The following is a 26,306-nucleotide window of genomic DNA, read 5'->3' on the forward strand; positions in this document are numbered from 1 at the left end:
AACCTCTAGATGGCGAAGTCTTCAACGCACCACATTCCGTGGGGCGCCCTCGGGCCGTGGCTGGCCCTGCTTGGCGCATGCATCTTCTTTGCGACCCAGTCCGACCGCTTTCTGACGGGCGGCAATCTCTCGCTGATCCTGCAGCAGGTGATGGTGGTCGGCGTCATCGCCATCGGCCAGACGCTGATCATCCTCACGGCGGGCATCGACCTGTCGTGCGGCATGGTGATGGCGCTGGGCGGGATCATCATGAGCAAGTTCGCCACCGAACTGGGCATGCCGGCGCCGCTGGCCATCCTGTGCGGCATCGGCGTGACGACGCTGTTCGGCCTGCTCAACGGCCTGCTGGTAACGCGCATCAAGCTGCCGCCTTTCATCGTGACGCTGGGCACGCTGAACATCGCCTTCGCGATCACGCAGCTGTATTCGTCGTCGCAGACCATCACCGACCTGCCCGGCGGCCTCACCGGCCTGGGCACCACCTTCAACATCGGCAATGCAGAGGTCGCGTGGGGCTCGGTGCTGATGGTGGCGCTCTATGCGCTTGCCTGGTTCGTGCTGCGCGAGACGGCGGCAGGGCGGCACATCTATGCGGTGGGCAACAACGCGGAGGCCACGCGGCTGGTCGGCATTCCGACGCAGCGCGTGCTGCTGGGCGTGTACGTGGCGGCGGGCGTGCTTTACGGCATCGCATCGCTGCTGTCGGTGGCGCGCACCGGCGTGGGTGACCCGAACGCGGGCCAGACCGAGAACCTCGACGCCATCACGGCGGTGGTGCTCGGCGGCACCAGCCTGTTCGGCGGGCGCGGCATCGTGCTGGGTTCGCTGATCGGCGTGCTGATCGTCGGCGTGTTCCGCAACGGCCTCACGCTAATGGGCGTGTCGTCGATCTACCAGGTGCTGGTGACGGGCGTGCTGGTGATCTTGGCGGTGGCTGCCGACCAACTCTCGCGCCGGGGAGCCCGCTGATGAACACCGTCACCAATCCCAAGATCGTGATGCAGGCCAAGGGCCTGGTAAAGCGCTACGGCCAGGTCACGGCGCTCGACGGTGTCGACTTCGAGCTGCGCGAAGGAGAAATCCTTGCGGTGATCGGCGACAACGGCGCGGGCAAGTCGTCGCTCATCAAGGCGCTGTCGGGCGCGGTGGTGCCCGACGAAGGGCAGATCCTGCTCGACGGCAAGCCGGTGAACTTCCGCAACCCCCTGGACGCGCGCCGCGCCGGCATCGAGACGGTCTATCAAGACCTGGCCGTGGCGCCGGCCATGACCATCTACGAGAACCTGTTCCTCGGCCGCGAGCTGCGCCGGCCCGGCTTCATGGGCAACGTGCTGCGCATGCTCGACAAGAAGAAGATGCTCAGCGAGAGCACGGCGCGCATGGCCGACCTCAAGGTCGGCATCCAGTCGATGACGCAGGCGGTCGAAACGCTCTCGGGCGGCCAGCGCCAGTGCGTGGCGGTGGCGCGCAGCGCGGCCTTCGCGCGGCACGTGGTCATCATGGACGAGCCCACCGCCGCGCTCGGCGTGAAGGAGGGCAACATGGTGCTGGAGCTGATCCGCCGCGTGCGCGACCGGGGCCTGCCCGTGGTGCTCATCAGCCACAACATGCCGCACGTGTTCGAGGTGGCCGACCGCATCCACGTGGCGCGGCTGGGCAAGCGCGCGGCCGTGCTCGACCCGAAGAAGATCAGCATGAGCGACACCGTCGCCGTGATGACCGGCGCCATGACCGCCGACCAGTTGCCAGCGGAGGCGCATGCCTGATGCGGACACTGCCGCGCACATGCCCGACCTGCTGCGGCTGCGCGGCTCCAACCAGGTCGGCATGCGCCAGTTCAACGAACGCACGGTGCTGCAGGCGCTGCGCGTCCATGCGAGCCTGCCCAAGGCCGACCTTGCGCGGCTCACGGGGCTGAGCGCGCAGACCATCGGGCTCATCACCGCGCGGCTGGAAGAAGACGGGCTCATCGTCAAGCAGAACCGCGTGCGCGGACGGATCGGCCAGCCTTCGGTGCCGCTGGCGCTGAACCCCGACGGCGCTTTCTCCATCGGCATCAAGGTCGGCCGGCGCGGCGCCGAGTGGCTGCTGATCGACTTCACCACGCAAGTGCGCGAACGACACCTCGTGCACTACGACTTTCCCGACGTCGACGAGCTGCTGCCCGAGATTGCGCAGCACATCCACCGTCTGCGCGACGGCCTGGGGCCGCTGGCCGTGCGCAACGTGGGCGTGGGGCTGGCCGCGCCGTTCCAGCTTGGCGGCTGGCACCGCACGCTGGGCCTTTCGAAGGCGCAGGCCGACCTATGGAACCAGATGGACCTGGCGGCAGAGGTGCGTGCGCGCACCGACGTGCCGGTGAGCTTTGCGCGCGACACGGTGGCTGCCTGCGTGGCAGAGCTGGTGGGTGGGCGCGGGCATGACCTGAAGAGCTTTCTGTACATCTTCGTCGACACCTTCGTGGGCGGCGGGCTTGTCATCAACTCGCACCTGCACACGGGTGCGCACGGCAATGCAGGCGCGCTGGCGTCGCTGCCCATGCAGCCGCCCGGCGGCAGTGGCCTGCCGGCGCAGCTCGTGGCGCAGGCCTCGCTTTGGGAGCTGGAGCAGCGCCTGGCGGGCGAGGGCCTGGACGCGATGGCGGCCTATGACGACCGCGCGTTGCAGGCGCCTTTCGCAGCCGCCACCCAGGCTTGGCTGGACAACGCATCGCAGGCGCTCGCGCACGCCATCGTGAATGGCGCCGCCATGCTCGACCTGGCCGATGTGGTGATGGACGGGTCGATGTCACGCCTGCTGCTGCAGGCCCTGCTGGAGCGCACGCGCGCCGCGCTGGACCGCTGCAACTGGGAAGGCCTGTGGCGCCCGCGGCTGCACGGGGGCAGGGCGGGTGCGCAAGCCTGTGCGCTGGGCGGCGCGATGTTGCCGCTGCACGCCAACTTCGCGCCGGACCACGACGTGTTCCTGAAAGCGGCCTAGCCCGCCTTGCGCGCTCTTGCCAGGGCCAGCGCCTCGGCGAGCAGCGGCTTCACTTTCTCGAAGGTCTTTGCGCTGGGGGAGATCACGCTCACCCAGTGCATCCTTGCGTACACGGGGTGCGGCATCAGCGTGTCCGGCGCGGCCGGGTCGATGGCTGGCGGTGTTTCGCCGAAGAGCGCGCGGAAGCGCTCCTTGCCTACGCCAATGTTCAGGCGGAACACGCCGGGGCGGTCCAGACGCGAGGCGCTGTCGAACTCGCTGTCCTTGGTCACGATCGTGGCAAAGGGAAACTTGTTGTCCCCGTCGTGGAAGAAGAAGGTGTTGTCGTCGGCGATCTGGAAGTGGCCGCCGGCCAGCATGTCGATCAGGTAGTCAGTGATGGCGTCTTCGGTCATGCCGCCATCTTGCCCGTGTTCACGACGGCCAGCGGCGCAGGCCGAGTCCGTCGGCCAGTTTGCGGTAGGCGGCGATCTGCGCTTGCACGTAGTCGTCCAGCGCGGCGCCGGTGAGCGCGAAGGGATACAGCCCATGCCGCTCGCGCAACGCGGCAAAGCCCGGCGCGGCGCTTGCCTCGCGGAAGGCGGCGGTCCAGGCGCGCACTGCGGCCTCGGGCACGTCAGCGCTCAGGTACAGGCCGCGCACCGTCGGCCAGACCAGCTCGACGCCTTGCTCGCGCGCGGTCGGAACGCCGGTGAGGGCGCCGCCGAGCCGTTCTTCCGACAGCACCGCGAGCAGCCGAACGGCCGCACCGCCCGCAATGGCCTGCAGCGCCTCTGCCGCATCGCCGGGGAAGGCGTCGACATGCTTGCCCTGCAGCGCACCCAGCGCGTCGCCGCCGCCCTCGAAGGACACGAAGCGCATCGCCTTGTGGTCGCGCCCCGCGGCGCGCACCAGCAGCGCGGCCTTCACCCAGTCCTGGCTGCCGACCGTGCCGCCCGCGCCGAAGGCGATGCGCGACGGGTCTTGGCGCAGCGCGGCGATCAGGTCCTGCAGGCGCTTGTACGGCGAGTCGCGGTGAACGGCGATCACGCCGTAGTCGGTGCCGAGCGTGGCGATCCAGCGCACGGCCGAAGGCGGATGCGGACCGAAGCGCCCCTGCGCCAGGTTGAGCAGCGAGCCGCTCGAGAACGCGACCAGCGTGCCGGGCCCGCCGAGCTTGCCGGTGGCGATGCGGTCGAACGCGACGGCGCCGATGCCGCCCGGCAGATAGCGCTGGGCCAGTGGCGGGCGAACGGGGCGCACGGCCTGCAGCGCGTCGCGGGCGAGCGCGCAGGTCAGCGCGAAGCCGCCGCCGGCCTTGGCGGGGATCACGCACTCGGCGGCTTCGAGGGAGGGGTCATCGGCCGCCGCCGCGCGCAGGCTCGCGGGCAACAGCAGCGCGGACAGCGCGCGCAGGGCGTGGCGGCGGTTGGCGTGAAGGGGCGCGGGCATTGAGTGGGGGCGGGCTGGTCAGTGCGCCGCCGGACGGGGCCACCAGATGATCGCATGCAGGCCCGGCCCGCTCTCGCGTGCCTCCAGCCGCAGCTCGCCATGGTGCCGCTGCGCGATGGAGCGCGCAATGGCCAGGCCGAGCCCGAAGCCGCCCTTGCCGGCGCGCGCGCCACGGCGAAAGCGCTGGCCCAGCGCGGCGCGCTCTTCTTCGTTCAAGCCGGGCCCGTCGTCCTCGACGTTGAGGCTCCAGCCCGCCGCGTCGCCGGCCGCGAACAGCGTGATCGTGCCCTCTGCAGGCGTGTAGGCGATGGCATTGGTCACGAGGTTGCTCAGCGCCTCGCGCATCAGCCCGCGGTCGGCGACGGCGATGAACTCCGGCGTGGGCGAGTGAATGCCCAGGTCGATGCGCTTGGCGCGCGCCAGCGGCAGCAGGTCGACCGCCACCTCGCGCAGCAGCGCCGCCATGTCGAAGTCGGCCGGCTCGACCGGCACCGTGTCGCTGCGCCCGAGCGCCAGCAACTGCTGCGCGCTGCGCGTCGCGCGGCCGATCTCGGTGGCCAGCGCGTCGAGCGCGAGCTGGATCTGCGCCGGGTCCTGCTCGCGCCGGGCGTAGTCGGCCTGCATCTGCAGCGTGGTGAGGTGGGTGCGCAACTGGTGCGACGCGTCGTCGAGGAACTGGCGCTGCTGCGTCACCAGGTCTTGCGTGCGCGACATCTGCTGGTTGACCGCGGCGACCAGTGGGCGCACCTCGGCGGGCAGGTCGGCCTCGGCGATGCGCGTGAGGTCGTCGGGCGTGCGCGCCTGCACTTCGCGCGCCAGCCGCGACAGCGGGCGCAGCGCCGCGGCCAGCGCCACGGCGGTGCCGCACAGCAGCATGGCCAGCACCAGGCCGTCGCGCAGCGCCGCGCTGCGCACCAGGCGCGCGGTGAACGCCTGCCGCGAGCGCGTGCTTTCTCCCACCTGCACCAGCACGCTGCGGCCCGTGCTGCCGGCCGGCGCGCGGTCGAGGTCGCGGCGGTAGGCGGCCAGCCGCACTGCTTCGCCGAAGTAGGTGGCGTCGTAGAAGACCGGCGTGCCCATCTTCAGCGCGACCGGCGGCGCGGGCAGGTCGGCGCTGCCCAGCTCGACCAGCCCGTCGGAGGTCGACACCCTGAAGAAAACCTGGCCGCTCGCCGTGAGCTCGAAGAACTCGAGCATCGTGTACGGCAGCTCGACCGAGAGGCCGCCCGACGCGGTCGAGATGTTGGCGTCGATCGACTTGAGCGCACCCAGCAGCGATCGGTCGTAGGCCGCGTTGGCTGCGGCCAGCGCGTCGTGACGCGTCATCCACAGCTCCAGCCCGGTCACGACCAGCAGCGCGGGAAACAGCAGCAGCGCAAGGCGCTGCCACAGGCTGGCGCGCCGCAGGCGTGCATTCCGCAACGACGGCATGCCCACCTAGTCTGCTTCCAGCACATAGCCCAGCCCGCGCAGGGTGACGATGCGCACGCCGCTGCCGTCCAGCCGCTTGCGCAGCCGGTAGACGAAGACTTCCACCGCTTCGGGATGCACCTCCTCGTCGTCGGAGAACACGCGCTCCAGGATCTGCTGCTTCGACAGCGGCTCGCCGCTGCGCTGCACCAGCACGCGCAGCACCGCCAGTTCGCGCGGCGACAGCGCGAGCGCCTCGCCGTTCAGCGTGAAATGTCGGCGCGCGCCGTCGTACACCAGCGGCCCGCAGGCCAGCCGCGGATGCTCCACGCCGCGCGCTCGGCGCACCAGCGCATGCAGCCGCGCCTCGAGTTCGGCCAGCGCGAAGGGCTTGGCGAGGAAGTCGTCCGCGCCCGCGTTGAGCGACGCCACGCGCTCGTTCAGCGAGTCGCGCGCCGTCAGGATCAGCGCGGGCAGCCGCTGGTCGCGCTCGCGCAGGCGTTGCAGCACCGTGTGCCCGTCGAGCCCGGGCAGGCCCAGGTCGAGCACCAGCGCATCGTGGTCGCGCTGCTGCAGCGCCCGATCGGCCAGACGCCCGTCGTCCACCCATTCGACCTGGATGCCCGCGTGCTCCAGCGCCTTGCAGAGCCAGGTGCCCAGGGTGTGTTCGTCTTCGGCCAGGAGAATGCGCATGGGCCGATGCTAGGGGCTGCGCCAGTCAATCCGGCTTGATGTTTGCCCTTGCGATGACCTTTTGCCAGCGTGCTTGTTCCGCCGCAATGAACTGAGTGAACTGCTCGGGCGTACCGCCGACAGCTTCGGCCGCATCGGCCGTCAGCCGCTGCATCGAGTCGGGCGACTTCACCGCCTTCATCGTCTCGGCCGACAGCTTGGCCATCTGCGCGGGCGTGATGTTGGCGGGCGCCAGCATGCCGTACCACTGCGTCATCTCGAAGCCGGGGAAGCCTTGCTCGGCCACGGTCGGCACGTCGGGCAGCTGCGCCAGGCGCTTGGCCGAGCCGGTCGCGATGCAGCGCACCTTGCCGGCCTTAATGAACGGAATGATCGCCGCCGCGCCGATGGCCGACGCGTCGAGCCGGCCGGAGAGCAGGTCCGTCACCATCGGCCCGGTGCCGCGGTAGGGCACATGCAGCATGAACACGTCGGCCGTCATCTTCAGGTACTCGAAGGCCAGGTGCCCCGCGCTGCCGTTGCCGGCCGAGCCGTAGCTGAGCTTGCCCGGCTTCGACTTGGCATAGGCGATGAACTCCTTGAGGTTCTTGGCCGGCACGTCCGGGTGCACCACGTACAGGCTGGGCACCTTGGCCAGCAGGCTCACGGGCTTGAAGTCCTTGTTCGCGTCGTAGGGCAGCTTGGCAAAGATGTACGGGTTGACCGCCAGCGTGCCGATGTGGCCCAGGATGATCGTGTGCTGGTCGGTGCTGCGCGCCACCTCGCTCATCGCGATGTTGCCGGCCGCGCCGGGCTTGTTGTCGACGAACACGCTCTGGCCCAGCGTGCGCGAGAGCTCGGCGGCGGTGGAGCGCGCGACGATTTCCGAGCTGCCGCCGGGCGCGAAGGGCACGACGAAGCGGACCGACTTGCTGGGCCAGGCGTCCTGCGCCGAGGCCAGCGAGGGCAGCAGGCCGCCCAGGCCGAGGGAGCCGCCGGCCTGCAGCCAGTGGCGGCGGTTCATGTGTGTGTGGTTCGGGAACAGGTCGGACATGGGCTTGTGTCTCCAGCGCTTTGGTATTGAAAGCGCGCATCCTGCCCGGCGGATGCTGTCGGAATGCTGTCACTGCGTCCGTGCCAACCACCCTGAATTTGTTTCTTTACGTTACATTTGTCGAATAAGAGAAAACTGAGGGAGGAAAAGCCGATGAGTAATGCGGCGCGAGTTTTTCTGGATTGCTATGCGCAAGGCAAGGAGCCGGAGGGCGGGTGGACATTCGGCAAGGCCTTGAGCCAGGCTCGGCTCGACTATTCGCATGCCAGCCTCGAGCGGGTGAACACGTTGCTCGATCAGATCAGGGCCAAGGTGAAGCCCGAGCGCGAGGCATTTCTCTCAACGCCGGGCGGGCGCAACTTCTGTGACTTGCTGGCCTACTACCTCGTGAGCTTCGTCGTGAAGAAGTCTGGCGCGCGCATCGGCTGGCACGACTTCGCATCGGCGCAACAGGTGCTGGGCTCGGCCGCACGCTTGGCGGAAGGCACGCAGTCGCGCATCGTGGCAATTGCCAGGGATGTCGGCGTGGCGTTGCTGCCACTCGTATGGATCGAAGACAAGCTGTTCGGCGCCGGCCTCGCGCCCACCTGCGCGAACTACGTGGCGGGCTGCGGCGCGCGGCTCGACCACGCGGGGCCAGTGGCCTGGGCAGCGGCCGTGCACTCGCTCGGCTTCCTCGCCTCCTATTCGATGTTCATGGTGTCGGGGGGCACGGTCCTGGCGCCGACATTGCTGCGGCCCGATGCGGATGGCGAGCGCTTCTCTCTGGTGGCCATGTTCGACGACACGGCTGACGGGGCGCTGCAGCGCGGCCGTGCCGCCTTGGCGCAGGAAGAGGGCGGTCCCCGCCATGCCGCGTTCGCCTGCGAGGCCAGTGTGGGGCTGCCCAAGGGGCGCACGGCCATCGTGGTGGAACTGCGTTGCCACGGCGACAACCCGTTGGCAGTCACCGTCGTGTTCCCGTACCGTGCCGCGACCGACCCGCACGGTTTTGCGATCTTCAAGCCCCAGTTGATCGAAGGCAGCGTGCCGGCCGAGGCCGAGGGGCTGTTCAATCGCTCCCTGGAGGCCGGTATCCAGCACTTCAACTGGCCGTCGGGCTCATGGGCGCGCTTCCGCGACGCAGCGCAGGCCGTCGAGACGCAAGCCCGGCAGCAAGATCGGGACGTGGTTGCCTACGCCGACGGACGGCACGCGATGACAGGCGACGCGGTGTTGTCCGGCCGAGGCCTTTTCCCCTCGTGCGTGATCGAGGTTGGGCAGGCGGCGGGGGAGGCCGCCGGGCTGCGGATCCAACTCTGCAATGGCACGAGGCAGACGCTGTCGCCGGACGAGGCGAGGGACACGCTGGTATTCGTTGCGCGGCAGTCGCCTGATTTCGTCACGGCTTGCGTGCGTTTTCTCCAGCAGCAGGCAGTCAACGGCTCGCTCGACCAAACGCTGCGGGGAGCGCCGCATGCGCAGTTCGCGCTTGGCAACCTTCAGTTCCACGGCCTTGCGCTCGAGCGCGACCAGAGGCAAGGGCTGTGCCTCTGGCAGAGCGCAGCCGACTCGGGCTACGCGCCGGCCGAGCGCGAGATGGGCATCATCTACCTGGAAGGTGGCGTGCTCGCGCCAGACCCCTCCAAAGGGCTGGGCCTGCTGCGCCGCGCGGTGGACAAGGGCGATCCGGTCGCGCTGACGCGCTTGGCGATGATGTATCAGGAGGGCTTGGGTGTGGCCAGGGACGAAGCCAAAGCCGTGACATTGCTGAGGCATGCGGCCGCTGCCGGATTCGCGGACGCCCAGTACCACTTGGCCATGTGTCTTCAGGACGGCCGGGGCGTCGTTCAGGATTACGAGCTCTGCGTGCAACTCTACGCCCAGGCCGCTGCCCAGGGGCATGCCGCGTCAATCAACAACCTGGCCGACAAGTACGAGCATGGGCTTGGCGTGGCGCAGGATTTCGACATGGCGTTGTCGCTCTACCGGAATGCGGCTGAAAAGAACGTCATCGCCGCGTGGTACAGCCTTGCCGGCATGTATGCCGACGGTCGAGGCGTGGCACGCGATGTCGAGCAGGCAGTGCGCTGGATGAAGCTGGCGGCCGAGCACGACTTCCTCGACGCGAAGGCCCGCCTGCGAGCGATGGTGTTGGACTCGAATGCCGCCCTTCGTTCGCAAGGCGCCGCGGCGCTGCTCGATGCTTCACGGCTCGATGCAGGCACCCTCCATGAACTGGCCGGGCGCATCTACACCCCCGAGATCGCGGAGTCCTTGCCGGTCGCGTTCCTGCTTTATCTGCAGGCAGCGAACAAAGGGCATGCCGATGCGCAACTGCAGGTTGCCTTTCGCTATCGGCGCGGCTTTGGCGTGGAGATGGATGTGCCGCAGGCCATCCGTTGGTACCAGCGAGCCATGGCTTCCGGCAGCCCGTATGCGGGCGAGGATATGGGCGAAATCTTCGAATACGGCGAATTGGTGCCGAAGGACCTGCGTCGCGCGGCCGAGCTGTATGCGAAGGCGATCGAGGCCGGCAGCCTCACGGCCCGCGACCGGCTGGAGGCGCTGCAGCGGTCGGGTGTGGCAACGCCCGACCCCGGCAAGGTGGGCGGTACCGGCAAGCCCGGATGGAAGTTCTGGTACTAGTACTGCCCGACAGCTAGATCAGGTTGCGCATCGCCTGCGCCGTCTCCCGCAGAACGGGCAGCACCCGCGCCACCGCGTCTTCCGAGCTCTCGTGCCCCATCGGCATCGTGATGTTCAGCGCGCCCACCAGCGTCCCGTGGCGGTCGCGCAGGGGCGCCGCGATGCCGCGCGAGTTCAGGTCGAGCTGCTGCTCCGACAGCGCCCAGCCCTGCGCCCGTATGCGCGCCAGCTCCAGCTTCATGCGCTCCATGCTCGCGATGGTGTGCGAGGTGAAAACCGTCAACTGCTTGGTCGCCAGCCACTCGTTCAGCTCGGCGTCGCTGCGCAGCGCCAGCATCAGCATGCCCGAGGCCGTGACCTGTGCCGGCACGCGCGCGCCCAGCACATAGCCGGTGCTCATGCTGCGGTTCGGGCCGTTGCGCGCGATGTAGACGACCTCGTCGCCGTCCATCACGCTGAGGTAGGCGATCTCGTTGGTGCCGGCGGCCACGCGCTGCAGAAAAGGCTGAACCACGCGCGGCAGCCGGGCCGATTCCAGGTACGAGCGGCCCAGCCGCAGCACCCGCGGCGTGAGCCAGAACAGCTTGCCGTCGCTCGCCACGTAGCCCATGTGCTGCAGGGTGAGCAGGTAGCGCCGCGCGGCGGTGCGGGTCATGTTCGTGCGCTGGCCCGCCTGGCTGGCGGTGAGGCGCGGGTTGGCATCGTCGAAGGCCTCGATGATGCTCACGCCGCGCTCCAGGCCGGCAATCCAGTCGCGCTTGTCCAGGCCTGCGGGAGGTGTCGAGTCGTCCTTGCTCATGGGCGGAAGTGTGCCTGCGGCGATGCGGTTGGCGTTGGTATTCAGTGCAGGTAAAAACCCTCGATTTGAACGATTAACGATTTTTACAGTTCGATTATCGAACGCTTTGAGGTATGCAGCCCTGCATGATTGGGCTGAAGCGACTATAAAGCTCGCCATCCGGCCTCGAAAAGAGCGATTGACGAACGGAAGCAAGCACATGAGCCATTCCATCAGCGGCAGCACCCAGGCGTACCTGATTCCGGGCGACCCGGTTCGCAACGTGCGGCTGCCGCGCATGTTCAATGCGGCCTTCGAGCGCTTCGGCATCGACGCGGTGCTGCTGCCCATGCAGGTGCCGGTGCGCGACTTCGCGGTGTTCTTCAAGTCGGCCTTCCTGGCGCGCAACCTGCGCGGCATGGTGATCGCGCCGCCGCACAAGCCGCTGGTGGTCGACCTGCTCGACGGCTGCGGGCTCTTCGGGCGCGTGGCGGGTTCGGTGAACGTGGTGCGCCGCACCGAGGGCGACCAGCTTGAGGGCGACCTGTTCGACGGCGAAGGCCTGATCGGCGCGCTTGACCACTGCAACATTCCCTTTCGCGGCAAGCGCGTGCTGATCCTCGGTGCGGGCGTGAGCGCCGCAGCCATCGGCGTGGCGCTGGCCGAGGGCGGCGTGGTGAACGGCGCCGCGCACATTTCGTTCTTCGACCGCGCCGCCGGCAAGGCCGCGGGCGTAGCCGCCAAGCTCGACGCCTTCTTCGACGCCACGGTGGTGGCCGTCGACAGCAACGCCCCCGAAGGCTACGACCTGGTCATCAACGCCACGCCGCTCGGGCTGGTCGAGGACGACGCACTGCCCGTGGACGTGGCGCGCATGGACAGCCACGCCGCGCTGTTCGACATTCTTTTGCGCAACCAGCCCACGCCGCTGGTGCGCGCGGCCCGCGCGCGCGGGCTCAATGCGCAGGCCGGCTTCGAGATGCTGATCCAGCAGATGCCGCACTACCTGCGCTACTTCGGCCACGCCGAAGCGGCCGAGGCGCTGCGCGCCGACGCCGACTTCCTGCGCGAAATCATCTACCCGCCAGCCATGCACGGCGAAATCGCCAAGCCCCTGCGCTATCACTCACCCAGCGTGGCCTGAGCCACGCCTTTTCCCATTCAAGAGACTCGACATGATTTCCGGCAAGACAACGCTCATCGCCCACCTGGGTTTTCCGACCGAAGCCTTCAAGGCGCCGATGATCTACAACCCCTGGTTCGACAAGCAGGGCATCGACGCGGTGGTGGTGCCGATGGGCGTGAAGCCCGAGGACTACGCGGCCTCGCTGCCGCAGATCTTCAAGTTCAGCAACCTGCGCGGTGCGCTGGTGACGATGCCGCACAAGGTCACGACCATGGCGCTGGTGGACGAGGTGACGCCCACGGCGCGCGTCGCCGGCGCCTGCAACGCGATCTTGAAGCGGCCCGACGGCACGCTGCTGGGCGACCAGTTCGACGGCGCCGGCTTCGTGCGCGGCGTGGAGCGCAAGGGTCGGCTCTTCAAGGGCACGCGGGTGCTGGTGTCGGGCACCGGCGGCGTGGGTTCGGCCATTGCGGCGTCGATAGCCGCGGCAGGCGCCGCCGAGCTGATGCTGTTCGACATGAGCGAAGCCTCGGCCGGTGCGCTGGCCGCGCGGCTGCGCGAGCACTATCCGCAGATGAAGGTGAGCACGGGCTCGAAAGACCCGGCCGGCTACGACGTGGTCGTCAACGCCACGCCGCTGGGCATGAAGGAGGGCGACCCTCTGCCTTTCGATGTGGACCGCATCGATCCTTCGACCTTCGTCGGCGAGGTCGTCATGAAGACCGAATACACGCCGCTGCTCGAGGCCGCAAAGGCCAAGGGCTGCCAGGTGCAGGTCGGCACCGACATGCTGTTCGAGATGATTCCGGCGTACCTGGAGTTCTTCGGCTTTGGTACGGCGTCCCCAGAAGAATTGCGTGCCGTGGCCCAACTGAAATATTGAAAGGCGGAGTCACCGCATGAGCATTTTCGAAGGCTTTCTCTCCACATCCGAAACGCTGGGCGCGTTCAGCGACCGCGCGTTCGTCGACGCGATGCTGCGCTTCGAGGCCGCGCTGGCGCGTGCCCAGGCCGCCGAGGGGCTGATTCCCGAGAGCGCCGCGCACTCCATCGTGAGCAGCTGCAAGGTCGAGCTGTTCGACGTTGCCAAGATCGTCCGCGAGAGCGGCCGTGCCGGCAGCGTCGCCATTCCGCTGGTCAAGGCGCTGCGCGAGGCCGTGAGCCTTTTCAACGCCGAGGCCGCGCCTTATGTGCATTTCGGCAGCACCAGCCAGGACGTGATCGACAGCGCGATGGCGCTGGTCACGCGCGAGGCGGTCGCGCTGGTCGAAGCCGACCTGGCCAGGGCGGCCGATGCCCTGATGCGCCTTGCGACGGAGCATGCGGAAACCCCCATGCTCGCGCGCACGCTGATGCAGCCGGCTTCGGTCACCAGCTTCGGCTTCAAGTGCGCCGGCTGGGCCGCGCCGCTGGTGCGCAGCCGCCTGCGCCTGCGCGAGGCCGCGAAGCACGCGCTGCAGTTGCAGCTCGGCGGCGCCGTCGGCACGCTCGCGCAGATGAAGGGGCAGGGCGCGGCCGTGCGCCAGCGCATGGCCAAGGAACTGGGCCTGGGCGACCCCGGCGCGACGTGGCACACGCAGCGCGACGAATGGGTGGCGCTGGGCTGCGAGCTGGGCCTCATGACGGGCAGCCTCGGCAAGATCGCGGTCGACATCGCGCTGCTGGGCCAGTACGAAGTGGCCGAAGTCTCCGAGCCCAGCGAACCCGGCCGGGGCGGCTCGTCGGCCATGCCGCACAAGCGCAACCCGGTGGCGTCGATGGTGGCCATTGCCGCCGCCCATCGCGCGCCGCAGCGCGTGGCCGCCTTGCTCGGCGCCATGCCGCAACAGCACGAACGCGCGCTCGGCGCCTGGCAGGCCGAGCTGGCCGAATGGCCGCAACTGCTGATGTCGGCGCACGGCAGCGTGCGCGCCATGGCCGGTGCGCTGCCGGGCCTGCAGGTCGACGCCGCGCGCATGCGCGCCAACATCGACCGGCTGCGCGCCGAACTCCCGCGCGACGCGGCCGACGAATGGTTCGACCCCGCGCTCGCCATGAACGCCGGACAGACCGCCCTCGCCGAAGTGAAGGCGATGCAGGCCCGGCTCACAGACAAGGAACTCGCCCAATGACCGCCCCCGAAAACCCGCCCGTGGAACCCGGCGTCTACGAAGCCGGCCTCGTCAACCGCCGCCGCGTGCTCGGCGACGCATGGGTCGACAAGTCGCTCGCCAACCGCAACGGCTTCAACGCCGAGTTCCAGGAACTCATCACGCGCCATGCGTGGAACGACATCTGGGGCCGTCCCGCGCTGGGCGACAAGACGCGCCGCTACATGGTGCTGTCGATGATGCTGGGCATCCACGCGTATGAGGAATTCGCCATGCATGTGCGCGCCGCGCTCGACGGCCCGCCCGAGTCGCGCCTCACGCCCGAAGACATCAAGGAAGTGATCATGATGGCCGCCATCTACTGCGGCGTGCCGGTGGCCAACCACGCCTTCGGCATCGCGACCGGCATCCTGCGCGAGAAGGGCCTGCTGCCCGCGACGCCGGCGACCGCCGCGCAGTGAGCCCGCCGGTCGCCCGCAAGGGCCGCTTCGACGTCAGCTTCGCGCTGTTGCTGCCGCTGCTGCTGGCGGCGCAGCCCGTGGCCACCGACAGCTACCTGCCGGCGCTCCCCGCCATCGCCAAGGAGCTCGGCTCCGCCAGCACCAGCCTCACGCTGTTCGTGCTGGCTTTCGGCTTTGCGCAATTGCTATGCGGCCCGCTGGCAGACCGCTTCGGCCGGCGGCCGGTGCTGCTGACCGGGCTCGGCTGCTATGTGCTTGCAGCGCTGGGCGGTGCGTTCGCGGACAGCGTGGCGCTGCTCGCGGGCTGGCGTGCGCTGCAGGGCTTCTCGATGGCGGCGATCCTGGTTTGCTCGCGTGCCGCGGTGCGCGACCTGTACCCGGCGCATGAGGGGCCGCACGTGATGGCGCGCGGCCTCACCGGGCTGGGCGTGGTGGGGCTGCTGGCGCCGCTGCTGGGCGCATGGCTGGTGCAGGGCGCGGGCTGGCGCTGGGTGATGGTGGCGATGGCGGTCTATGCCTCGGTGCTGTTCGCGATGTGCTGGCATTCGTTCGCCGAAACGCGCAGACCGATGAGCGAGGACGGCCTCTCCGCGCCGCGCGGCAGCACCCGCACCGTGTTCGCGAGCCGCTCTTTCCGCGCCTGGGCCTCGGTGGCCGCGTCGACCTACGGCGGGCTCTTCTGCTTCCTGCTGCTGTCGCCGATGGTCTACATCGGCTACCTCGGCTGGTCGCCCGCCTGGTACGGCTGGATCCCGGCCGGCGGCTCGCTGGTCTACATCTTCAGCACCACCATGTGCCGCACTCTGCTGCGGCGCTACGGGCCGGTGCGCACCGTGCGGCTGGGCGCCTCGCTCAGCATCACGGGCGCGGTGATCCAGGCGCTCGGCTGCTGGCTGCTGCCGCTCAGCGCGGTGCCGCTGCTGGCGGGCCACGCGGTGTACTGCCTCGGCCACGGCATCCACCAGCCCTGCGGGCAGGCGGGCGCGGTGGGCGACCTGCCGCACCTGGCGGGCCGGGCCGTGTCGTGGTCCGGCTTCGGCATGATGATGGTCGCGTTCTGCGTGGGGCAGCTGGCGGCGCGCTTCGTCGATACCGACTACACCTACGGCGCCTGGCCGATGGTCGTGCCCATGCTGCTGGCCGGCGTTTCGCTGATGGCCATCGCATTCTTCTGGCTGCCACGTCTTCAACATCCGACAAAGGAAACCACACCATGACCCGTTTGAATGTCGTTCGCGAAGGCGACGGCCCGATCGTCGTGCTCAGCCATGCGCTCGGTTGCGACCTGACCATGTGGGACGGCGTGGCCGCCCAGCTCGCGCGGGCCCACACCGTGATCCGCTACGACCACCGCAACCACGGTGCCTCCGAAGTGGTGCCGGGCCCCCTGCGCATCGAGACGCTGGCGGAAGACGCCGCCGAGCTCATCCGGCGCGAGGCCGGCGGCGAGCCGGTGCATTTCGTCGGCCTGTCGATGGGCGGCATGACCGCGCAGGCGCTGGCCGTGCGCCACCCCGAGCTGCTGAAGACCGTGGTGATCGCCAATTCGTCCGCGCACTACCCCGACCAGGCCCCGTGGCGCGCGCGCGCGGAGACGGTCAATGCCCAAGGCGTGGCCGCCATCGCGCCCGGCGCGGTGTCGCGCTGGCTCACGCCCGACTTCGTGACCACGCCGGAGGGTGCGGCCGCCGCCAAGGCGCTGCACGACGTGCTCGTGCGCACCGACGCGCAGGCCTACATCGAGAGCTGCAATGCCGTGGCCGCCATCGACTTCCGCGAGAGCAACCACCGCATCGCCGTGCCCACGCTGGTGATCGGCGGGCTGCGCGACGAGGCCACGCCCATGGCCATGTCGCAGGCCATTGCCGGCGCGATTCCGCATGCGCAGCTGGCCACCATCGACGCCGCGCACGTCAGCGCCGTGGAGCGCCCGGTGGAGTTCACGCAACTGCTGATCGATTTCTGGCGCAGTCTTTGAGGGCTGGGCGCTACACCGGCGGCCTAGGTGTATCCCGTATTTCGTGCGAATAATGGACGCATGTGATCGATGATCGATCAGAGGGCCGCTGAATAGATTGTGGTGGGAGCCGGGTGTTTCTAAAGTCCACCCCCATGCATCGCTCCATTGCCACCGTCTCGCTCAGCGGCACGCTCCGCCAAAAGCTCGAAGCCGTCGCAGCCGCGGGTTTCGACGGCATCGAGCTGTTCGAGGCCGACTTCATCAACTTCAAGGGCACCGCCGCCGAACTGCGCCGCATCACGGCCGACCTGGGCCTGTCGATCGACCTGTACCAGCCGTTCCGCGACTTCGAAGGCATGCCGGAGCCGCAGTTCCGCCGCAGCCTGGAGCGCGCCGAGCGCAAGTTCGACCTGATGGAAGCCATGGGCGCGCCGCTGGTGCTGTGCTGCTCCAACACCTCGCCGCTGGCCGTGAACGACCCCGCGCTGGCCGCGGCCCAACTGCATGAACTGGCCGAGCGTGCCGCGCGCCGCAACCTGCGCGTGGGCTTCGAGGCGCTGGCCTGGGGCCGGCACACATCGCTGTACGGCCAGGCCTGGAACATCGTCAGGCAGGCGAACCACGCGCACCTGGGCCTGATCCTCGACAGCTTCCACACGCTGTCGCTGAAGGACGATCCGGCCGGCATCGCCGACATCCCCGGCGAAAAAATCTTCTTCCTGCAGATGGCCGACGCGCCGCTGCTGTCGATGGACGTGCTCCAGTGGGCGCGCCACCACCGCTCGTTCCCGGGGCAGGGCGACTTCGACGTGATCGGCTTCTTCACGCAGGTGCTGCGCGCGGGCTACACCGGGCCGCTGTCGCTGGAGATCTTCAACGACATCTTCCGCGAGACGCCCAACCGCCGCACCGCCGTGGACGCGATGCGCTCGCTGCTCTACCTCGAGAGCGAAGCACGCCAGCGCATGGCCGGCACGCCGGTGCAGCCGCAGCGCGTGGAGCTGTTCAATCCGCCGCCGGTGCCGGCGCTGTCGGGCCTGTCGTTCATCGAGTTCGCGGCCGACGAGGCCTCGGCACTCACGCTGGCCGCGCTGGTGAAGCAGCTGGGTTTTCGCCGCGTGGGCAGGCACCGTTCGAAGGCCGTCACGCTGTACCGCCAGGGCGAGGTCAACCTGATCGTCAATGCCCAGCCCGATTCCTTCGCGCGCAGCCGCTTCGACGCGCACGGCACTTCGGTCTGCGCGCTGGGCGTGCGCTGCGCCGATCCGCTCGCGGCAGTGGGCCGGGCCACCGCCATGCGCTCGCAGCGGCACGACAGCCCGGTCGGCCCGAACGAGCTGCGCGTGCCGGCGGTCGTCGCGCCCGGCGGCAACCTCATTCACTTCGTGCCCGAGGCGCTGGGCGCCAACGGCCTGTACGAAGCCGATTTCATCCTCGAAGACGGCGGCCCCGACGAATCCGACGCCGGCCTGCAGCGCATCGACCACGTGGCGCTGGGCCTGGCGGTCGATCAGCTCGACACCTGGGTGCTGTTCACGCGCGCCGTGCTCGGCCTGGAGCCGGGCGAGAGCCTGGAGCTGGCCGACCCCTTCGGCCTCATCCGCAGCCGCGGCGTGGCCAACGCCGACCGCAGCCTGCGCCTGGTGCTCAACGTGTCGCTGAGCCAGCGCACCCGCACCGCGCGCACGCTGAGCGTGACCGGCGGCGGCGCGGTGCACCACATCGCGCTGAGCTGCGCGGACATCTTCGACACCGCCGCCAAGCTGCGCGCCAACGGCACGCGCTTCGTGCCCATCTCGGACAACTACTACGACGACCTCGCGACGCGCATCGACCTCGCGCCCGAACTGCTGGCGCGCATGCGCGCGGCGGGCGTGCTGTTCGACCGCTCGGCGGCCGGCGACTACCTGCATATCTATACGGAGAGTTTCGAGGGGGGACTGTTCTTCGAGGTCGCACAGCGCGTGGGCAACTACGACGCCTACGGTGCCCTCAACGCACCGGCGCGCATGGCTTCCCAGGCGCAGGATTGATTAGGTTTTTTTGTCAACACTGGAGACACACACATGGCAAGCAACACAGCCCATGAGCCGCAAGGCAGGCACCAGTCGAAGAAGGCCGCCGCAAGCGGCTGGATCGGCTCGGCGCTGGAGTATTACGACTTCTTCATCTACGCCACGGCCGCGGCGTTGATCTTTCCGCAGATCTTCTTTCCCAAGGGCGACCCGACGACGGCCATCGTCGCGTCGCTCGCGACCTACGGCGTGGGCTACGTCGCGCGCCCCATCGGCGCCTTCGTGCTCGGCCACTGGGGCGACACGCACGGTCGCAAGCAGGTGCTGGTTCTTTGCATGTTCCTGATGGGCTTCTCGACCGTGGCCGTCGGCCTGCTGCCGACCTACGACCAGGTCGGCCTGCTGGCTCCCGTGCTGCTGGTGCTGCTGCGCCTGGTGCAGGGTTTTGCGGTGGCGGGCGAGATCTCGGGCGCCAGCTCGATGATCCTGGAGCACGCGCCGTTCGGGCGCCGAGGCTTCTTCGCGAGCTTCACGCTGCAGGGCGTGCAGGCCGGCCAGATCCTGGCTGCCGCGGTGTTCCTGCCGCTGGCCCACTACATGCCTGAAGAATCCTTCAACTCCTGGGGCTGGCGCATTCCGTTCCTGCTGAGCTTCCTGGTCATCGTGGCGGGCTACATCATCCGCCGCGAGGTCGACGAGACGCCGGCCTTCGCCGAAGTCGACAAGAAGGGCGAAGTGGCCAAGGCGCCGATCGTCCAGGCCTTCACCGACAGCTGGGCCGACATGCTGCGCGTGGTGTGCATGGCGCTGATGAACGTGATTCCGGTGGTGGCCACGGTGTTCGGCGCGGCCTATGCCGTGCAGGCCGCCTACGGCATCGGCTTCCAGAAGGACGTGTACCTGTGGATTCCCGTGCTCGGCAACATCCTTGCCGTGATCGTGATCCCGTTCGTGGGCAACCTGTCGGACCGCATCGGCCGCCGCCCGCCGATCATCGTCGGCGCGCTGCTCTCGGGTCTGCTGTCCTTCGTGTACCTGTATGCCATCAGCATCCGCAACGTGCCGCTGGCCATCGTCATGTCGCTGCTGATGTGGGGCATCGTGTACCAGGGCTACAACGCGACCTTCCCGAGCTTCTATCCGGAGCTGTTCCGCACCCGCAACCGCGTGTCGGCCATGGCCATCTCGCAGAACATCGGCACCACCTTCACCGCGCTGCTGCCCGCACTGTTCGCCGCCGTGGCGCCTCCGGGCTCGACCAACGTGTGGTTCACCGTCGGCGCCATCACCTTCGCGGTGACCGTGCTGGCCGCACTGGCCGCCCTGAGCGCACGGGAGACCTACCGCATCCGCATGAACGACCTGGGCAAGCCCGATGCGGTGCCGGTCGACAAGCAGGAATACGACCGCCTGCGCGAGCAGACGCTGCAGGACGCGCGCGTGTCCAAGGCCGCCGCCCGGGCCTGAGCCGGGTGGGGGCAGGCTGAAGACCTTTCGCCTGCCAAGGGTTGTGGCGCCGTGAAGAATGGCGCCATGACCACACCTTCTTCCTCGCACCTCAAGATCGACTTCGTCTCCGATGTGTCCTGCCCCTGGTGCGCCGTTGGCCTGAGTTCGCTCGAGGCGGCGCTCAGGAAGGTGGCGCCGGACGTCACCGCGGAGCTGCACTTCCAGCCCTTCGAGCTGAACCCGCAGATGCCGCCCGAAGGCCAGGACACCTTCGAGCACCTCAACCAGAAGTACGGTTCCACGCGCGAACAGCAGGCGCAGTCGCGCGAGATGATCCGCCAGCGCGGCGCGGCCGTCGGCTTCGAGTTCAGCCCCGAAGGCCGTCCGCGCGTGTACAACACCTTCAATGCCCACCGCCTGCTGCACTGGGCCGAGCTGGAAAGCCCGGCCAGGCAGGCGGCGCTGAAGAAGCTGCTGCTGAAGGCCTACTTCACCGACAGCCAGAACCCCTCCGACCCCGAGGTGCTGGTACGCGCCGCCACCGAAGCCGGGCTCGACCCGGCCCGCGCCCGCGAGATCCTGGCGAGCGACGAGTACGCCCAGGAAACCCGCGAACGCGAGCGCATGTACACCGACGCCGGCATCCACTCGGTGCCCGCGATCATCATCAACGACCAGCACCTGATTTCGGGCGGGCAGCCCGTCGAAGTGTTCGAGCGCGCGCTGCGCCAGATTGCCGGTGCTGCACCGGCGGGCCTGTCTGTAGCCTGACTTAGCTGGCTCTTAGGCGCCGGCTTTGCGCGGCGTTACGAGGGTAAAGAGCGTCAACGCGGGGCGGGGCACGGTGGTTGAGGAGAGCATCTCCAATCACTGTCACCATCAGGAGCTCCGAAGATGAAGAAGAAAAGCCTAGTCACCGCACTCGCCACGTTCACGCTCGTGGCAGCGACTTCCCTGCCGGCACTGGCCGACGAATACGGCCGGCATCCTTTCTACCTCCACGCGTTGTCCGACCTGCGCACCGCGGCCTGGCAGGTGGACCACCGCCGCCCGGAAGACGGCCAGGTCTCGCGCGACGAGATGGTGGTGCTCGACGAGATCCACGCCGCCATCGGCGACCTGCAGCACGCCGCATGGCTCGACGGCAAGCCCGTCGAATGGCGCGAGCCCACCGATGCATGGCTGCCGCGCGAAGGCCGGCTGCATGCGGCCATCGACCTGCTGCGCAAGGTGCGCTCCGACGTGGCGCGCGAAGAAGACGACCCGCGCTCGCGCCCGTTCCAGCAACGCGGCCTGGCGCATGTCGACGTGGCGCTCAACGCCGCGCAGCACGCCATCGGCGACGTGCGCCACCACGACATGCGCAGGGAGTGAGGGCGGTGGTGGCCACCCCCGGTGGATCCGTGCCGCTGCGCCGCGCGTCGCTGGCGCTGGGCGCCTGCGTGCTGGCACTGCTGGCGGCCTGCGCGAGCACGCCGGGCAGCCAGCGCCCGCTGGTGTCGCTGTCGCTGCCTTCCACGCAGGTCAATGACGCCACGCGCCTGCGCTGGCTCGACCGCGTGAGCTGGGGCGCCAACGCCAGCAGCGACGCGCACCTGGCGCAACGCGGCCTCGCGCTTTGGATGCGCGACCAGCTCAATCCGCGCCCCGCGCCGCTGCCGCCCGCGGCACAGGCGCAGATCGATGCGATGGCCATCTCGCACACGCCGCTCGACCAGCTCGTCATCGGGCTGGAAGCGCAGCGCAAGGCAGCGGACGCGCTGCCCGACGAAGACCAGAAGAAGGCCGCGCGGCAGGCCTATCAGCAACAGCTCAACCAGCTGGCGCGCGAGGCGCAGACGCGCTTCCTGCTGCGCGCGCTCTATTCGCCGAACCAGCTGCAGGAGCAGATGACCTGGTTCTGGATGAACCACTTCAACGTCAACCTGCGCAAGGACAACATCCGCGCGATGGTCGGCGACTACGAAGAGAACGCCATCCGCCCGCACGCGCTCGGCAAGTTCCGCGACCTGCTCGGCGCCACGCTGCATCACCCCGCGATGCTGCGCTACCTCGACAACGCGCAGAACGCCGCCAACCGCATCAACGAGAACTACGCGCGCGAGCTGATGGAGCTGCACACGCTGGGCGTGGGCAGCGGCTATTCGCAGGGCGACGTGCAGGAACTCGCGCGCGTGCTCACCGGCGTGGGCGTCACCAGCGCACCGCTCGACGCGCCGCCGCCGAACGTCCGTCCCGCGGTGCGCGCGGACTATGTGCGCAAGGGCCTGTTCGAGTTCAACCCGAACCGGCATGACTACGGGCCGAAGACACTGCTGGGCCAGCCGATTCAGAGCCATGGCCTGGCCGAGGCCGACGAGGCGCTCGACCGCCTGGCGCGCGCGCCGGCCACCGCGCGTTTCATCTCGCGCAAGCTGGCCGTGTACTTCGTGTCGGACGATCCGCCGCAGGCGCTGGTCGACCGCATGGCCGCCGCCTTCACGCGCAGCGACGGCGACATCGCCGTCACGCTGAAGGCGATGTTCGAGTCGCCCGAGTTCACTGCGTCGCTGGGCCGCAAGTTCCGCGACCCGGTGCACTACGTGATCGCCGGCGTGCGGCTCGCCTACGACGACCGCGTGGTACTGAACGTCAACCCGATGATCAACTGGATCAACCGCATGGGCGAGCCGCTGTACGGCCACGAGACGCCCGACGGCTATCCGCTCAACGAGGTGGCATGGGCGAGTGCAGGGCAGATGAACACGCGCTTCGAGATCGCGCGGGCCATCGGCGCGAACGGCGCGGTGCTGTTCAGGGCGGACGACAAGGCGCCGCTGGAGAAGCCCGCGTTCCCGCAACTGGCCGAGTCGCGCGCGGTGCGTGCGATGCAGGGCGGGCTAAGCGCGGACACGCGCGAGGCGCTGGCGCAGGCGAAGAACCCGCAGGAGTGGAATACCTTCCTGCTGGCGTCGCCTGAGTTGATGCGCCGCTGAAGGTATTCGGCATTTCTCCCTCCCCCACTGGGGGAGGGCAGGGGTGGGGGCAAGCGGCGTTCGTTGAAGCGCTGAGGCTGGGCAAGCGCCGCTGAGCCCCCATCCCGACCTTCCCCCAGAGGGGGAAGGAGCAAGGCAAAAGAAAGGACACCGTCATGCAACGTCGAGAACTCCTGAAGCTCATGGCCGCCGCTCCCTTCGCAGGTGCCGCGGGCCAGCTCATGGCCGCGCCCGCGGCCGAAGGCACCAAGCTGCTGGTCGTGTTCCTGCGCGGCGCCTACGACTGCAGCAACCTGCTGGTGCCCACCAGCAGCGACTTCTACTACGCGTCGCGTCCCAACATCGCCATTCCGCGCCCCGGCACGCCCAACGGCGCGCTGCCGCTCGACGGCAACTGGGGCCTGCACCCCGCGCTCGCGCAGAGCGTGATGCCGATGTTCCAGCAGAAGCAGGCGGCGTTCATCGCCTTCGCGGGCACCGACGACCTCACGCGCAGCCACTTCGAGACGCAGGACTCCATCGAACTCGGCCAGGCACTGGACAAGCGCCGCGACTACCGCTCGGGCTTCCTCAACCGGCTGGCCGGCGTGCTCGGCGCGGGGCCCGTCACCGACGTGTCGCCCATCGCCTTCACCGACCAGTTGCCGATCTCGCTGCGCGGCAACGCCAAGGCCGCCAACATGGCGCTCGCGGGCAACGCGCGCTCTGCCCTCGACGCGCGGCAGAGCCAGGTCATCGCCAGCATGTACCGCAACACCTCGCTGGCCCAGCCCGTGGCGGAAGGCTTCCAGGTGCGCGACGAAGTGATGCGCGCCGTGCAGGCCGAGATGGACGCCGCCAGCCGCAACGCCATGACCGCCAAGGGCTTCGAGCTGGTCGCGCGCCGCATGGCGCTGCTGATGCGCGACCGCTTCGACCTGGGCTTCGTCGACGTCGGCGGCTGGGACACCCACGTGGGGCAGGGCGCCGCCACCGGCTACCTGGCCAACCGCTTCGAGGAACTGGGCCGCGGCGTGGCCGGCTTCGCCCAGGAGATGGGCGACGACGCATGGCGCCAGACCGTGGTCGTGGTCATCAGCGAATTCGGCCGCACCTTCCGCGAGAACGGCAACCGCGGCACGGACCATGGGCACGGGACCGTGTACTGGGTACTCGGCGGCGGCCTGTCGGCGCAGGCCGGCGGACAAATCGTGGGCGAACAGCAGGCGCTGACGCAGGCGACGCTGTTCCAGAACCGGGACTATCCGGTGCTCAATGAATACCGGGCGGTGTTCGGTGGGTTGTTCAAGCGGATGTATGGGCTGTCGCCGGCGCAGTTGGCGAAGGTTTTCGATGGAGTGGCGCCGAAGGATTTGCGGCTGGTTTGAGCGAGGTGCGGCTTGCGCCCCCTGCGGCGTGATGCGGCGTGATGCGGGTTTATCCCGAGCGAGTCTCGATGATGCACAGGCAAAGTACTTCATGTGCCTGGGCGGCCAACTTGAAATAAAGCAATAAAGTGCAGTTTTGGGTGGAAGCTTCCGAGCCGGCCAGCACGCCAAGAAGCAGAACCCGAGACACGCATGACAAGAACAAATCATCCCGGCCGCTGGATCGGCATAGTCGGCCTCATCGCTTTTTCGACGCTGCTCGCCGCCTGTGCGACGGGCGGAGGCGGGGCCGGCAGTGCGGCCGTGCCGGACAAGGCCTTGCTCGCCCAGGCTTGCGCCGGCATGGTGGGCAAGACAGTCTCGCCGGGGCAGATCGGACTGCCGAGCGGCGTGGCAACCGTGTCGTCGGCCGTGGTCGTTCCCGCCGTCACCGCAGCGCCAGCTTTCGCCGAATATTGCAGCGTGCGGGGCTCCATCGCACCCCTTGCGGCGGGTGCCGATCCGATACGTTTCCAGCTCAACCTGCCGACCACGTGGAACGAGAAAGCCGTCATGGTGGGCGGCGGCGGCTTCAATGGCACCGTTATCGATGCCGTCGCCGCACTTCGCGATGCGGCACCGGGCCAGCCACAGCCGATCACCCAGGGTTTCGCGACCTTCGGCACCGACTCCGGCCACGACGGCGCCACTTATGGCGCCACCGATCCCGCCAGGTTCGCGTTGAACGACGAGATGTTCCAGAACTTCGCGCATCAGTCGTACAAGAAGGTCAAGGACGTCGCGCACGTGCTGATGCGGCAGTACTACCTGCGCTCGCCGCGCAAGCAGTACTTCTATGGCGGCTCCGAGGGCGGGCGCGAAGGCCTGGTCATGGCGCAGCGTTATCCGCAAGATTTCGACGGCATCGTGTCCGTCGTGCCGGTGATCAACTGGACGGGGCTCTTCAACGGTTTCATCAACTACCAGTTGCCGCAGTTTTCCGGAGGGGCGATCAACGCCAGCAAAGTGCGCTTGCTTGCCAACTACGTGAACACCACATGCGACGCGCTGGACAACAGCGCGGACGGCGTGGTGAGCAACTACCTTGCTTGTCCGTCTCGCATCAATCTTCAGAGCCTGCGCTGTCCCGGGGGGCGCGACACGGGCGACACCTGTCTGTCCGACGCGCAGCTCGCAGTGCTCAAGGCCTCGTACGGGCCGACTGTCATGCCATTTCCGTTGGCCAACGGCACCACCACCTATCCGGGCCGCCTGTACGGCGGCGAGATCCAGTTCGGGGGTGAGGGCGTGGGGCGCTGGGTGACGACGGGCGTGGCGCCCAACCTGCCACCGACCGCGGCGGACGCTCGCGGCGTGATCTACGGCAGCAGCTACGCCCGCTACGTGATCGCAAGGAACGCCGCCTTCGACATCCGCACATGGAACGCGACGAACTTCCAGGCGCGCATCCAGGAGGTGTCGGCGCTGATGGACGCGACCAACCCCGATCTTGCGGTCTTCCGTGCGCGGGGCGGCAAGCTCATCATCCGCGAGAACGCGGGCGACTGGGCGCAGAGCCCCGTGGCGGGCATCCAGTACTACCAGAGCGTCGTCGGCAAGCTGACGCAGCCGGTCGTCGACGAATTCGTGCGCCTCTACGTGTCGCCTGCGTCCAATCACAACGGCACGGCGGCGAGCCTCACGACAGGCGCCGAGATTCCCACCAACCACGATCTGCTCACGACGCTGGACAACTGGGTGACGGGCGGCCGCGCGCCGGCCGATGCACTCGTGCAGGTGCGCAACTCGGCCACGGCTCCCTTCGGCACGCTTGCGACGCGTCCCATGTGCCGCTACCCGAACTACCCGGCATACGTGTCGGGCGACACGACGAAGGCGGAAAGCTACCGCTGCGTTGCCTCGTCGCCCTGA

Annotated in this window: 23 protein-coding genes; 17 read left to right on the forward strand and 6 right to left on the reverse strand. The window is 68.7% G+C overall.

What is annotated here, in order from left to right; all coding sequences use genetic code 11:
* The first annotated feature begins 9 nt into the window (after positions 1–9).
* The 3 genes from C4F17_RS01500 to C4F17_RS01510 are packed head-to-tail and all read left to right on the forward strand — an operon-like array spanning position 10 to position 2,979.
* Entirely contained in the window at positions 10–969 is a 960-nt protein-coding gene (locus tag C4F17_RS01500; protein ID WP_081267031.1) for an ABC transporter permease, read from the forward strand.
* The gene (locus tag C4F17_RS01505) at positions 969–1,766 is read left to right on the forward strand and encodes an ATP-binding cassette domain-containing protein (protein ID WP_081267032.1); all 798 of its coding nucleotides are present in this window, start codon (positions 969–971) and stop codon (positions 1,764–1,766) included. The genes C4F17_RS01500 and C4F17_RS01505 overlap by 1 nt, the downstream gene beginning before the upstream one ends.
* Positions 1,759–2,979 (forward strand): ROK family transcriptional regulator, encoded by a 1,221-nt coding sequence (locus C4F17_RS01510; protein WP_106934025.1) that lies wholly within the window; start codon positions 1,759–1,761, stop codon positions 2,977–2,979. The genes C4F17_RS01505 and C4F17_RS01510 overlap by 8 nt, the downstream gene beginning before the upstream one ends.
* Here the strand turns inward: C4F17_RS01510 and C4F17_RS01515 are convergent.
* Genes C4F17_RS01515 through C4F17_RS01535 form a run of 5 tightly spaced genes read right to left on the reverse strand, consistent with a single transcriptional unit; the run spans position 2,976 to position 7,546 of the window.
* Positions 2,976–3,374 carry a DUF6194 family protein gene (locus C4F17_RS01515; protein ID WP_106934026.1) on the reverse strand — a complete coding sequence of 133 codons (399 nt, stop codon included), beginning with the start codon at positions 3,372–3,374 and terminating at the stop codon, positions 2,976–2,978. The genes C4F17_RS01510 and C4F17_RS01515 overlap by 4 nt on opposite strands.
* 19 nt (positions 3,375–3,393) lie before the next feature.
* On the reverse strand, positions 3,394–4,410 hold the full coding sequence (locus C4F17_RS01520; protein WP_106934027.1) for a tripartite tricarboxylate transporter substrate binding protein: 1,017 nt from the start codon (positions 4,408–4,410) through the stop codon (positions 3,394–3,396).
* A gap of 18 nt (positions 4,411–4,428) precedes the next feature.
* Positions 4,429–5,841: a sensor histidine kinase gene (locus C4F17_RS01525; protein WP_106937402.1), complete on the reverse strand. Its 1,413-nt coding sequence runs from the start codon at positions 5,839–5,841 to the stop codon at positions 4,429–4,431.
* 6 nt (positions 5,842–5,847) lie between these two features.
* The gene (locus C4F17_RS01530) at positions 5,848–6,513 is read right to left on the reverse strand and encodes a response regulator (protein ID WP_106934028.1); all 666 of its coding nucleotides are present in this window, start codon (positions 6,511–6,513) and stop codon (positions 5,848–5,850) included.
* A gap of 25 nt (positions 6,514–6,538) precedes the next feature.
* Positions 6,539–7,546 (reverse strand): Bug family tripartite tricarboxylate transporter substrate binding protein, encoded by a 1,008-nt coding sequence (locus C4F17_RS01535; protein WP_106934029.1) that lies wholly within the window; start codon positions 7,544–7,546, stop codon positions 6,539–6,541.
* A gap of 153 nt (positions 7,547–7,699) precedes the next feature.
* Between C4F17_RS01535 and C4F17_RS01540 the strand changes: the two genes are divergently transcribed.
* Positions 7,700–10,174 carry an SEL1-like repeat protein gene (locus C4F17_RS01540; RefSeq protein ID WP_106934030.1) on the forward strand — a complete coding sequence of 825 codons (2,475 nt, stop codon included), beginning with the start codon at positions 7,700–7,702 and terminating at the stop codon, positions 10,172–10,174.
* A 13-nt stretch (positions 10,175–10,187) separates the two neighbouring features.
* On the opposite strand, the gene C4F17_RS01545 is transcribed toward C4F17_RS01540, so the two are convergent.
* Entirely contained in the window at positions 10,188–10,973 is a 786-nt protein-coding gene (locus C4F17_RS01545; protein WP_081267039.1) for an IclR family transcriptional regulator domain-containing protein, read from the reverse strand.
* A 199-nt stretch (positions 10,974–11,172) separates the two neighbouring features.
* Between C4F17_RS01545 and C4F17_RS01550 the strand changes: the two genes are divergently transcribed.
* From C4F17_RS01550 to C4F17_RS01610, 13 genes are all read left to right on the forward strand, one after another.
* Positions 11,173–12,096: a shikimate dehydrogenase family protein gene (locus C4F17_RS01550; RefSeq protein ID WP_106937403.1), complete on the forward strand. Its 924-nt coding sequence runs from the start codon at positions 11,173–11,175 to the stop codon at positions 12,094–12,096.
* Between the two features lie 31 nt (positions 12,097–12,127).
* Positions 12,128–12,961, forward strand: a complete 834-nt coding sequence (locus C4F17_RS01555) for a shikimate dehydrogenase family protein (RefSeq protein WP_081267041.1) — start codon at positions 12,128–12,130, stop codon at positions 12,959–12,961.
* A gap of 16 nt (positions 12,962–12,977) precedes the next feature.
* On the forward strand, positions 12,978–14,189 hold the full coding sequence (gene pcaB / locus C4F17_RS01560) for a 3-carboxy-cis,cis-muconate cycloisomerase (RefSeq protein WP_106934031.1): 1,212 nt from the start codon (positions 12,978–12,980) through the stop codon (positions 14,187–14,189).
* On the forward strand, positions 14,186–14,629 hold the full coding sequence (locus tag C4F17_RS01565; RefSeq protein ID WP_106934032.1) for a carboxymuconolactone decarboxylase family protein: 444 nt from the start codon (positions 14,186–14,188) through the stop codon (positions 14,627–14,629). Before pcaB ends, C4F17_RS01565 begins: the two co-directional genes overlap by 4 nt.
* Positions 14,626–15,846: a multidrug effflux MFS transporter gene (locus C4F17_RS01570; protein WP_106934033.1), complete on the forward strand. Its 1,221-nt coding sequence runs from the start codon at positions 14,626–14,628 to the stop codon at positions 15,844–15,846. The genes C4F17_RS01565 and C4F17_RS01570 overlap by 4 nt, the downstream gene beginning before the upstream one ends.
* Entirely contained in the window at positions 15,843–16,607 is a 765-nt protein-coding gene (locus C4F17_RS01575; protein WP_106934034.1) for an alpha/beta fold hydrolase, read from the forward strand. Before C4F17_RS01570 ends, C4F17_RS01575 begins: the two co-directional genes overlap by 4 nt.
* A 134-nt stretch (positions 16,608–16,741) precedes the next feature.
* Complete coding sequence (locus tag C4F17_RS01580; RefSeq protein WP_106934035.1) at positions 16,742–18,622, forward strand: bifunctional sugar phosphate isomerase/epimerase/4-hydroxyphenylpyruvate dioxygenase family protein; 1,881 nt, start codon at positions 16,742–16,744, stop codon at positions 18,620–18,622.
* 33 nt (positions 18,623–18,655) lie between these two features.
* Positions 18,656–20,071, forward strand: a complete 1,416-nt coding sequence (locus C4F17_RS01585; protein ID WP_081267047.1) for an MFS transporter — start codon at positions 18,656–18,658, stop codon at positions 20,069–20,071.
* A 66-nt stretch (positions 20,072–20,137) separates the two neighbouring features.
* Entirely contained in the window at positions 20,138–20,824 is a 687-nt protein-coding gene (locus tag C4F17_RS01590) for a DsbA family oxidoreductase (RefSeq protein WP_106937404.1), read from the forward strand.
* 123 nt (positions 20,825–20,947) lie between these two features.
* Positions 20,948–21,427 carry a hypothetical protein gene (locus C4F17_RS01595; RefSeq protein WP_106934036.1) on the forward strand — a complete coding sequence of 160 codons (480 nt, stop codon included), beginning with the start codon at positions 20,948–20,950 and terminating at the stop codon, positions 21,425–21,427.
* A gap of 5 nt (positions 21,428–21,432) precedes the next feature.
* On the forward strand, positions 21,433–23,028 hold the full coding sequence (locus C4F17_RS01600) for a DUF1800 domain-containing protein (RefSeq protein WP_442805195.1): 1,596 nt from the start codon (positions 21,433–21,435) through the stop codon (positions 23,026–23,028).
* A gap of 155 nt (positions 23,029–23,183) precedes the next feature.
* A complete protein-coding gene (locus C4F17_RS01605; RefSeq protein ID WP_081267049.1) occupies positions 23,184–24,395 on the forward strand; it encodes a DUF1501 domain-containing protein in 1,212 nt (403 codons plus the stop codon).
* Positions 24,396–24,587: 192 nt separating this feature from the next.
* Positions 24,588–26,306 (forward strand): tannase/feruloyl esterase family alpha/beta hydrolase, encoded by a 1,719-nt coding sequence (locus C4F17_RS01610; RefSeq protein WP_106934037.1) that lies wholly within the window; start codon positions 24,588–24,590, stop codon positions 26,304–26,306.

Source organism: Variovorax sp. PMC12, assembly GCF_003019815.1.
Classification (GTDB): Bacteria; Pseudomonadota; Gammaproteobacteria; order Burkholderiales; family Burkholderiaceae_C; genus Variovorax.

What these genes read in the sequence shown, in the direction of transcription:
- C4F17_RS01500 (WP_081267031.1), top strand. Translation starts at nt 10, where the DNA reads ATGGCGAAGTCTTCAACGCACCACATTCCGTGGGGCGCCCTCGGGCCG.
- C4F17_RS01505 (WP_081267032.1), top strand. Translation starts at nt 969, where the DNA reads ATGAACACCGTCACCAATCCCAAGATCGTGATGCAGGCCAAGGGCCTG.
- C4F17_RS01510 (WP_106934025.1), top strand. Translation starts at nt 1,759, where the DNA reads ATGCCTGATGCGGACACTGCCGCGCACATGCCCGACCTGCTGCGGCTG.
- C4F17_RS01515 (WP_106934026.1), bottom strand. Translation starts at nt 3,374, where the DNA reads ATGACCGAAGACGCCATCACTGACTACCTGATCGACATGCTGGCCGGC.
- C4F17_RS01520 (WP_106934027.1), bottom strand. Translation starts at nt 4,410, where the DNA reads ATGCCCGCGCCCCTTCACGCCAACCGCCGCCACGCCCTGCGCGCGCTG.
- C4F17_RS01525 (WP_106937402.1), bottom strand. Translation starts at nt 5,841, where the DNA reads ATGCCGTCGTTGCGGAATGCACGCCTGCGGCGCGCCAGCCTGTGGCAG.
- C4F17_RS01530 (WP_106934028.1), bottom strand. Translation starts at nt 6,513, where the DNA reads ATGCGCATTCTCCTGGCCGAAGACGAACACACCCTGGGCACCTGGCTC.
- C4F17_RS01535 (WP_106934029.1), bottom strand. Translation starts at nt 7,546, where the DNA reads ATGTCCGACCTGTTCCCGAACCACACACACATGAACCGCCGCCACTGG.
- C4F17_RS01540 (WP_106934030.1), top strand. Translation starts at nt 7,700, where the DNA reads ATGAGTAATGCGGCGCGAGTTTTTCTGGATTGCTATGCGCAAGGCAAG.
- C4F17_RS01545 (WP_081267039.1), bottom strand. Translation starts at nt 10,973, where the DNA reads ATGAGCAAGGACGACTCGACACCTCCCGCAGGCCTGGACAAGCGCGAC.
- C4F17_RS01550 (WP_106937403.1), top strand. Translation starts at nt 11,173, where the DNA reads ATGAGCCATTCCATCAGCGGCAGCACCCAGGCGTACCTGATTCCGGGC.
- C4F17_RS01555 (WP_081267041.1), top strand. Translation starts at nt 12,128, where the DNA reads ATGATTTCCGGCAAGACAACGCTCATCGCCCACCTGGGTTTTCCGACC.
- pcaB (WP_106934031.1), top strand. Translation starts at nt 12,978, where the DNA reads ATGAGCATTTTCGAAGGCTTTCTCTCCACATCCGAAACGCTGGGCGCG.
- C4F17_RS01565 (WP_106934032.1), top strand. Translation starts at nt 14,186, where the DNA reads ATGACCGCCCCCGAAAACCCGCCCGTGGAACCCGGCGTCTACGAAGCC.
- C4F17_RS01575 (WP_106934034.1), top strand. Translation starts at nt 15,843, where the DNA reads ATGACCCGTTTGAATGTCGTTCGCGAAGGCGACGGCCCGATCGTCGTG.
- C4F17_RS01580 (WP_106934035.1), top strand. Translation starts at nt 16,742, where the DNA reads ATGCATCGCTCCATTGCCACCGTCTCGCTCAGCGGCACGCTCCGCCAA.
- C4F17_RS01585 (WP_081267047.1), top strand. Translation starts at nt 18,656, where the DNA reads ATGGCAAGCAACACAGCCCATGAGCCGCAAGGCAGGCACCAGTCGAAG.
- C4F17_RS01590 (WP_106937404.1), top strand. Translation starts at nt 20,138, where the DNA reads ATGACCACACCTTCTTCCTCGCACCTCAAGATCGACTTCGTCTCCGAT.
- C4F17_RS01595 (WP_106934036.1), top strand. Translation starts at nt 20,948, where the DNA reads ATGAAGAAGAAAAGCCTAGTCACCGCACTCGCCACGTTCACGCTCGTG.
- C4F17_RS01605 (WP_081267049.1), top strand. Translation starts at nt 23,184, where the DNA reads ATGCAACGTCGAGAACTCCTGAAGCTCATGGCCGCCGCTCCCTTCGCA.
- C4F17_RS01610 (WP_106934037.1), top strand. Translation starts at nt 24,588, where the DNA reads ATGACAAGAACAAATCATCCCGGCCGCTGGATCGGCATAGTCGGCCTC.